Origin of the sequence: Aeromicrobium sp. (genome assembly GCF_050700635.1) — a bacterium.
Lineage (GTDB): Bacteria > Actinomycetota > Actinomycetes > Propionibacteriales > Nocardioidaceae > Aeromicrobium.
On record NZ_JBOHDT010000139.1, the window covers coordinates 1 to 7398 of the forward strand.

Consider the following 7398-nt stretch of genomic DNA (forward strand, 5'->3'; position numbering starts at 1 on the left):
CGCCCGCCGGAGGAGAAGACCGGGCTGCTGGCCGGCATGGGCATGACCGAGAAGCAGGGCGGCTCCGATCTGCGCACCAACACCACGACGGCGGAGCCAACCGACACCCACGGCGAGTACATCCTCACCGGGCACAAGTGGTTCACGTCGGCGCCGATGAACGACGTGTTCCTCGTGCTCGCACAGGCGCCCGAGGGCATCACCTGCTTCGTGGTGCCCCGAGTTCTGCCCGACGGGAGTCGCAACGCCCTGCAGATCGTCCGGCTCAAGGACAAGCTCGGCAACCGCTCCAACGCCTCGAGCGAGATCGAGCTCCACGGTGCGGTCGGCACGCGGCTCGGCGACGAGGGGCGCGGCATCCGCACCATCATCGAGATGGTCTCGGCCACCCGGATGGACTGCATCCTCGGCTCGGCCAGCATCATGCGCAAGGCGCTGGCGGAGGCGTCCTTCCACGCCGCGCACCGTGCCGCGTTCGGCGCCACGCTCGCCGACCAGCCGGCGATGATCAACGTCCTGGCCGACCTCGCCGTCGAGAGCGAGGCGGCCACCATGGTCGCGCTCCGGCTCGCCGCGGCGGTCGACCAGCCGAACGACCCGCACGAGCAGGCTCTGCGACGCATCGGCCTGGCGTTGGAGAAGTTCTGGGTGTGCAAGCGGACGCCGTTCATGGTGGCCGAGGCGCTGGAATGTCTCGGCGGCAACGGCTTCGTCGAGGAGTCGGGCATGCCGCTGCTCTTCCGTGAGTCGCCGCTCAACTCCATCTGGGAGGGCAGCGGCAACGTCAATGCCCTCGACGTGCTGCGCGCGCTCGGCCGCGAGCCGGAGAGCCTGAACGCCTGGATCACCGAGGTCGGAGCCGCCCGAGGCGAGGACCACCGGCTCGACACGGCCGTCGAAGACGTGCTCACCCAGCTCGCCGACCTCACCGACGCCGAGCACCACGCCCGGCGCATCACCGCCCGCATGGCCGTGTGCCTGCAAGGGGCGCTGCTGGTACGTCATGGCGACCCGGCCGTGGCCGACGCGTTCTGCGCCTCCCGGCTTGCGGGTGACTGGGCGGGTACGTTCGGCACACTCCCCCGCGGCCTCGACCTTGCCGGCATCGTCGACCGCACCACCCCACACATCGACTGAGAAGAGTTGCGATGCGATCCCTGACCGTGGCTGCGCTCCTCGCCGCCATCACCACGTTCGTCGCCGCGCTCGCGCTGCGTGCGCCCGACGCCACCCTCGCCGTCCTGGCCGTCGCAGCCGTCGTCGTGCTCACCTCCTGGGTCGCTGCCCTGCACACCACTGAGGACGAGTCGGGCATCGCCCTCGCGAGTCCGGCGGCCGCGGTGACGCTGGCTCTTGTCGGCCGGCGATCCACGACGCTTCTGCTGCCGCTGATCGCCGCCCAAGTGGTCGGCGCCGTGCTCGGCGGGCTGGCCGCGCTCGGGCTCGACGACAGGCTCGGCGGGTCGCTCGTGTGGTCCGAGCCGACGCGGGTCGTGAGCGGCATCGTTGTCGCCGTACTGGCCATTCTCGCCTCGTGGGTGCTCCTCGCGATCGACGGTGGCGAGCACGCCGTCTGGGCCGCCGTTCCACCTTTGCTCGCCGGGACCTCCCTCGGCGTCGGGCTTGCGGTGGCGCTCAACCCTGCCGCGGTGCTGGGCCTCGCCACGGCCGGGCTCGTGTCGTGGACGACCGCCGGCATCGCCGCGGGCGCCGGGCTGATCGCGGCGGCCGTCGGCGCCTATGCGATCACGCTGGTCACCCCACCTGAGTAGTGATCCAGCCCACAGCCCACCGCTGAGGTCCGCGTGGGCGTCTCGGATCGTGGACGCGTGTCCCGCATACCGAGACACTCGCTTGTCCTGAGCGCATCCGGCTCCGCACACTGTCTACATGCTGAACGCGCGGACCACCTGGCTCGTGGAGCGACTCCACGTCGACCTCGGTCGCGCCCGCACGATGATGTGTCGCTGATCCTTCCCGCGCACCGTCCAGCAACAGCCACCTGGCGCGCGGCGAGCCCGCTCTCCTGACGCGTCCGCCGTGTGCCCTCCCCCCGGAATTCGAGGAACCCATGGCACCCGTCACCGACACTGAGGCACCGAGCCGCCCGGTGCGCCCGCGTCAGAAGCGCGGAGAAGGTCAGTGGGCGCTGGGCTACCGCGAGCCGCTCAACCCCAACGAGCAGTCCAAGAAGGACGACAACCCGCTCAACGTCCGCGCCCGCATCGAGGACATCTACTCCGTCCGCGGCTTCGACTCGATCGACCCCGGCGACATGCGCGGCCGGTTCCGCTGGTGGGGCCTGTACACCCAGCGCCGCCCCGGCATCGACGGAGGCAAGACCGCCACGCTCGAGCCGGAGGAGCTGGACGACCGCTACTTCATGCTGCGCGTGCGCATCGACGGCGGCCAGCTCGACCTGGAGCAGCTGCGCACGATCGCGGACATCGCGGTCGATCACGCGCGTGACACCGCCGACCTCACCGATCGCCAGAACATCCAGCTGCACTGGATCGACGTCAAGGACGTTCCCGACATCTGGAACCGTCTCGAGTCGGTCGGACTCTCGACACAAGAGGCCTGCGGCGACTGCCCGCGCGTCATCCTCGGCAGTCCCGTCGCCGGGGTCTCCGAGGACGAGATCATCGACGCCACGCCCGCGATCGAGGCCATCGAGGCCACCTACATCGGCGACAAGGCGTTCTCGAACCTGCCGCGCAAGTACAAGACCGCCATCAGCGGACACCCCGGTCACGACGTCGTCCCGCAAACCAACGACATCGCCTTCATCGGCGCGGTCCACCCCGAGCACGGCCCGGGCTTCGACGTCTGGGTCGGCGGAGGGCTCTCGACCAACCCCATGCTCGCGAAGCGCCTGGGCGCCTGGGTGCCGATCGACGAGGTGCCCGAGGTGTGGGAAGGCATCACCAGCGTCTTCCGCGACTACGGCTACCGGCGGCTCCGGTCACGAGCTCGGCTGAAGTTCCTGATCGCCGACTGGGGCATCGAGAAGTTCCGCGAGGTGCTCGAGACCGAGTACCTGAAGCGCCCGCTGATCGACCTCGACGCGCCTGAGGCCCCCGAGACGCCCGTTGACCACGTGGGTGTGTTCCGCCAGAAGGACGATCGCTACATCGTGGGCACCGCCCCGAGCGTCGGGCGTGTGTCCGGAACGCTGCTGAACCAGATCGCCGACGTCGTCGAGGCGCACGGGTCGACCCGCGTCCGCACCACCCCGATGCAGAAGCTGCTCGTCCTCGACGTCGAGGAGGAGCAGATCGAGCCGCTCATCACCGCCCTCGACGAGCTGGGCCTGCACGCCCGTCCGTCGCAGTGGCGTCGCAACACGATGGCCTGCACAGGCATCGAGTACTGCAAGCTCGCGATCGTCGAGACCAAGGTGCGCGCCGCTGACCTCGTGACCGAGCTCGAGAAGCGCGTTCCCGAGCTCGACACACCGATCACGGTGAACGTCAACGGCTGCCCGAACTCCTGCGCACGGATCCAGACTGCCGACATCGGGCTCAAGGGCATGCTCGTGCTCGACGAGAACGGCGAGCAGGTCGAGGGCTTCCAGGTCCACCTCGGTGGCGCGCTGGGACTCGACGCCGGGTTCGGCCGCAAGCTGCGGGCGCACAAGGTGACCACCGGACACCTGACCGACTACGTCGAGAAGGTCGTCCGCCACTTCCTCGACGACCGGAACGACGGCGAGACCTTCGCCGGCTGGGTCGGTAGAGCCGACGAGGAGCTGCTGCGATGACCAAGTACTCAGGCGCCGGCGGCCGAGCCGTCCCGTTCCACTGCCCGTACTGCGGCGACGAGGATCTGCGCCCGCACGGCGAGACGCATGGCGAGTGGGAGTGCCGCTCCTGCCAGCGCGCGTTCAGCCTCAAGTTCATCGGAATTCTCAATCCACAGCACGAGACAACCCCCGGAAGGAGGGATGCATCATGACCGCACCAGCACTCATCGCGCTGGCACACGGCAGCCGCGACCCGCGCTCCGCAGAGACGATCACTGCCCTGACGGAGTCCGTGGCGTGCATGCGTCCCGACCTTCGCATCGAGCCGGCCTTCCTCGAGCTCTCCGAGCCCTCGTTCGACGACGTCGTCGACCGGCTCGTCGCCGAGGGTCACGACGAGATCGTCGTCGTGCCCCTGCTGATCTCCGACGCGTACCACGCGTCTGTCGACGTTCCCGACGTCGTCGAGACAGCGCAGCGTCGCCATGACGGTGTCAAGATCGCCATCACGAAGGTGCTCGGCGTCGAGCAGGCGTTCTTCCACGTCCTGGACCGGCGTCTGCGCGAAGCGCTCTCGAAGAACCGCATCCGTGAGCTCGATGCACTGGTGCTCGCCGGCGCCGGCTCGTCCGACCCGGTCGCCAACGCCGCGATCGCCCGGGCCGCTCGTGCCTGGGGCGCCCGCCACAAGCTGCCGACGATCGCCGCTTTCGCGTCGAGCGCCCCGCCGGCAGCCGGAGAGGCCGTGCGAACACACCGGGCCGACGGCCGACGCCACATCGCCGTGGGCATGCTGTTCCTCGCCCCGGGGTTCCTCAGCGACCGAGTCACCGAGCTCGCGCTCGAGGCCGGCTCCGTGGCGGTGGCCGAACCGCTCGGCGTCGACTCCGTGGTCGCCGAGGTGATTCTCGCCCGCTACGCCGTCGGTGCCGTCGAGCTCGTCCCGCTGGAGGCCGTGTTCAGCTGAGCGGTCGCACCAGGCGCCGCGCGGCCCGCGCCAGGAACGACGGCTGCGGGTTCCAGGGCTCGTGATCGGCGGCATCCCAGGCGTAGGCGGGAACGTCCTCGTCGAGAAGACCACGAAGGCGAGGGAGCCCGAGCTCGCGCGATGACCATGCGTACAGGTGGGAGAACCTGGGCTGGATCACCCCGACGTCCAGGAGGTGGCCGAAGCCGTGCTCGGCCTCGACGTACCAGTGAACGTCATCCCCCAGTGGATACCTGTCGGGCAGCACCCGCGACAGCGACAGAAAGATCGCCGTCATCCCCAGGCGGGGGTCGCCGATCGCGGGTGCCACAGGAGCGAGCCAGCCGAGTGCGACCCGGGGCGCAGCGACGAGTGCATGGGCAAAGAGCACGCGGACCAGGACGAGATTGATGAAGAAGCGCTCCACCCGATCCTCGCGCCACGCCAGGTCCTCGTGGTCGAGGTAGGCACTGACGATGCTCAGGTTGTGGGCCCGGTACCAGTTCCGGGCGGTTGGCTCTCGAATGAAAGTGAGTGTCGCGGTCACGCTGGGTGAGCTGGGGTCTCCTTCACGGCCGATCGCCAGCGCACGAGCCTCGCAACCGTCGAGGAGCAGCCGCTCGTTCACACTTCGCCACCACGGGCTCCCGCCCGGCGCTGCCCCGGGCGGGTTGAGGAGTCGGCGGTGCAGCTGCCAACCCATGAACGCCGATGCGGCTCGGCGGTAGGGAAGGTGCGTCCTCCGGGCCGGCGTTCGGTACGTGCGCCGCAGCAGCTCCAGCCGCTCATCGGGGTCGTCACGAACTCGGTCGACCTGCGCCGACGCGATCTCAACGGCCGAGCGAGGCGACATTTGCACTCACGACGCGGCGAGGCGCGCCTTCTCGACCTCGACGTCGAAGTCGGCGGCCGGCCACGCGAGGTCGAGGGCGCGTAGGTGCTCGAGCAGCAGGGTCGCCACGGCCAAGTTGCGATACCACTTGCGTCCGCTCGGCACGACGAACCACGGCGCGGTGGCTGTGGAGCATCGCTCAATGGCCAGCTCGTAAGCCTTCTGGTAGTCGTCCCACCGGGCTCGCTCGTCCAGATCGGCCGGGTTGTACTTCCAGTACTTCGCCGGATCCTCGAGCCGGGCGGCCAGCCGCTCCTTCTGGTCGCCGGAGTTGATATGGAGCATGCACTTGACGATGGTGCCGCCGCCGTCGAAGTAGGCCTGCTCGAAGTCGTTGATCGCGCCGTACCGTCGCTCGATCTCCTCAGGCGTTGCGAGCTCGCGCACCCGGCTGATCAGCACGTCCTCGTAGTGCGAGCGGTCGAAGACCCCGATGATGCCCGGCTGCGGCAGCCCCTTCTCGATCCGCCACAGGAAGTCGTGCTCGAGCTCCTCGGTCGTCGGCTTCTTGAACGACGTGATGCGCAGTCCCAGCGGATCGACGAGACCGACCGCGTGCCGGATCACGCCGCCCTTGCCGGAGGTGTCCATGCCCTGGAGGACGAGCAGCACCGATCGTGGGTCGCCTCCGGTGCCGTTCGCGTAGAGACGTCTCTGGAGCTCTGCAAGCTCATTGCCCAGCGCGGCCATCGCCTTCTTAGCCTCGGCCTTGCCGCCCTCGAAACCGGGCGTGGACCGGGAGTCGACATCGGTGAGCGTCGTGACCGCGGACAGCAGTTCGCGTAGCGATGTCGACATGTCCGGCAGTATGCCCGAGCCACCCCCTCGGCCTTGCCGGACCGGGCGCGGCACACCGCTCTGTCCGAACCGGATGGGGAGGCACGCCCTAGGGTCATCGGCATGGACCCGGACCTGTATGCCTACCCCGACACCGACCGGCCCTGGCTGCGCACCAACTTCGTGTGCACAGTAGACGGAGGTGCGTACGACGCCGAGGGAGTGACGGCCTCGCTCGGCGGAGACGCCGATCACGAGGTGTTCCAGCTGCTGCGCCGGCTCGCCGACGTCGTCATGGTGGGGGCCGGCACCGCACGCGTCGAGAAGTACCGCGCGTCCTCGTCCACGTCGCTGGCCCTCGTGAGCCGGCGGCTCGACATTCCCGACGACCTGGTCGGGTCCGGCCTCATCGTCATCACCACCACGGACGCTCCCGGCGACCGCATCTCGCAGCTGCGGGAGGCCGGGGTCGAGGTGATCGCCCGCGGCGAGGTCGAGATCGACTGGACCGCCGTGCTGGCCGAGCTCGAGACCCGCGGATGGCGGCGGATCCTGTGTGAGGGCGGCCCGACCTTGCACGGCGACCTCGTGACGCTCGACCTCGTGGACGAGGTGTGCCTGACCATCGCTCCCACGATGACCTCGGGAGACGCGCCGCGGATCGCTCACAGTCGGCACCCGGTCACGCACGGGATGCGGCTGGGGCATTCGGTGGCAGTCGGCGACGTATTACTCACCCGCTGGGTGCGTGATCGGACGTAAACTTCGAGTACCGGCGAAGGGAGCCGACATGTACGACGTCACGCTGCTCATCGAGCGTCAGCTCACCGACCTCGACGCCGACCAGGTGGTCGCGCTCCACGAAGGTCTCGACGAAACCGTCCGCTACCACCTCCTCCTCCCGGTCGACACGTCCGCGTCCATGCTCGCGTCGTCGATGAGCGCTCTCGGCGGCGGACAGATCATGACGATCGCGGACGCCGACGTCATCGCCGAGGTGCAGAGCGAGCTCTCGTC

Annotated in this window: 8 protein-coding genes and 1 pseudogene; 7 read left to right on the forward strand and 2 right to left on the reverse strand. The window is 69.2% G+C overall.

The window, feature by feature from the left end; genetic code table 11:
- The 5 genes from ACRDPN_RS10940 to ACRDPN_RS10960 all read left to right on the forward strand — a co-directional run.
- Positions 1-1137, forward strand: a 1137-nt coding sequence (locus tag ACRDPN_RS10940) for an acyl-CoA dehydrogenase family protein (RefSeq protein ID WP_431447545.1), incomplete at its 5' end; no start/stop codon positions are given.
- Positions 1138-1148: 11 nt separating this feature from the next.
- Positions 1149-1772: a hypothetical protein gene (locus tag ACRDPN_RS10945; protein WP_431447547.1), complete on the forward strand. Its 624-nt coding sequence runs from the start codon at positions 1149-1151 to the stop codon at positions 1770-1772.
- Between the two features lie 299 nt (positions 1773-2071).
- Positions 2072-3763, forward strand: a complete 1692-nt coding sequence (locus tag ACRDPN_RS10950; RefSeq protein WP_431447549.1) for a nitrite/sulfite reductase — start codon at positions 2072-2074, stop codon at positions 3761-3763.
- On the forward strand, positions 3760-3957 hold the full coding sequence (locus ACRDPN_RS10955) for a hypothetical protein (RefSeq protein WP_431447551.1): 198 nt from the start codon (positions 3760-3762) through the stop codon (positions 3955-3957). The genes ACRDPN_RS10950 and ACRDPN_RS10955 overlap by 4 nt, the downstream gene beginning before the upstream one ends.
- Positions 3954-4712, forward strand: coding sequence for a sirohydrochlorin chelatase (locus tag ACRDPN_RS10960; protein WP_431447553.1), 759 nt, complete (start codon positions 3954-3956; stop codon positions 4710-4712). The genes ACRDPN_RS10955 and ACRDPN_RS10960 overlap by 4 nt, the downstream gene beginning before the upstream one ends.
- On the opposite strand, the gene ACRDPN_RS10965 is transcribed toward ACRDPN_RS10960, so the two are convergent.
- Positions 4705-5565, reverse strand: a complete 861-nt coding sequence (locus ACRDPN_RS10965) for a hypothetical protein (RefSeq protein ID WP_431447555.1) — start codon at positions 5563-5565, stop codon at positions 4705-4707. The two genes, ACRDPN_RS10960 and ACRDPN_RS10965, sit on opposite strands and share 8 nt — an antisense overlap.
- Before the next feature lie 6 nt (positions 5566-5571).
- Positions 5572-6402, reverse strand: coding sequence for a PPK2 family polyphosphate kinase (locus tag ACRDPN_RS10970; protein WP_431447557.1), 831 nt, complete (start codon positions 6400-6402; stop codon positions 5572-5574).
- Positions 6403-6504: 102 nt separating this feature from the next.
- Between ACRDPN_RS10970 and ACRDPN_RS10975 the strand changes: the two genes are divergently transcribed.
- Complete coding sequence (locus tag ACRDPN_RS10975) at positions 6505-7143, forward strand: dihydrofolate reductase family protein (protein WP_431447559.1); 639 nt, start codon at positions 6505-6507, stop codon at positions 7141-7143.
- A gap of 28 nt (positions 7144-7171) precedes the next feature.
- Positions 7172-7398 (forward strand): annotated as a pseudogene (locus tag ACRDPN_RS10980) (hypothetical protein); the annotation flags it as partial.

Coding starts and splice junctions, on each gene's coding strand:
- ACRDPN_RS10945 (WP_431447547.1), top strand. CDS start 1,149: ATGCGATCCCTGACCGTGGCTGCGCTCCTCGCCGCCATCACCACGTTC.
- ACRDPN_RS10950 (WP_431447549.1), top strand. CDS start 2,072: ATGGCACCCGTCACCGACACTGAGGCACCGAGCCGCCCGGTGCGCCCG.
- ACRDPN_RS10955 (WP_431447551.1), top strand. CDS start 3,760: ATGACCAAGTACTCAGGCGCCGGCGGCCGAGCCGTCCCGTTCCACTGC.
- ACRDPN_RS10960 (WP_431447553.1), top strand. CDS start 3,954: ATGACCGCACCAGCACTCATCGCGCTGGCACACGGCAGCCGCGACCCG.
- ACRDPN_RS10965 (WP_431447555.1), bottom strand. CDS start 5,565: ATGTCGCCTCGCTCGGCCGTTGAGATCGCGTCGGCGCAGGTCGACCGA.
- ACRDPN_RS10970 (WP_431447557.1), bottom strand. CDS start 6,402: ATGTCGACATCGCTACGCGAACTGCTGTCCGCGGTCACGACGCTCACC.
- ACRDPN_RS10975 (WP_431447559.1), top strand. CDS start 6,505: ATGGACCCGGACCTGTATGCCTACCCCGACACCGACCGGCCCTGGCTG.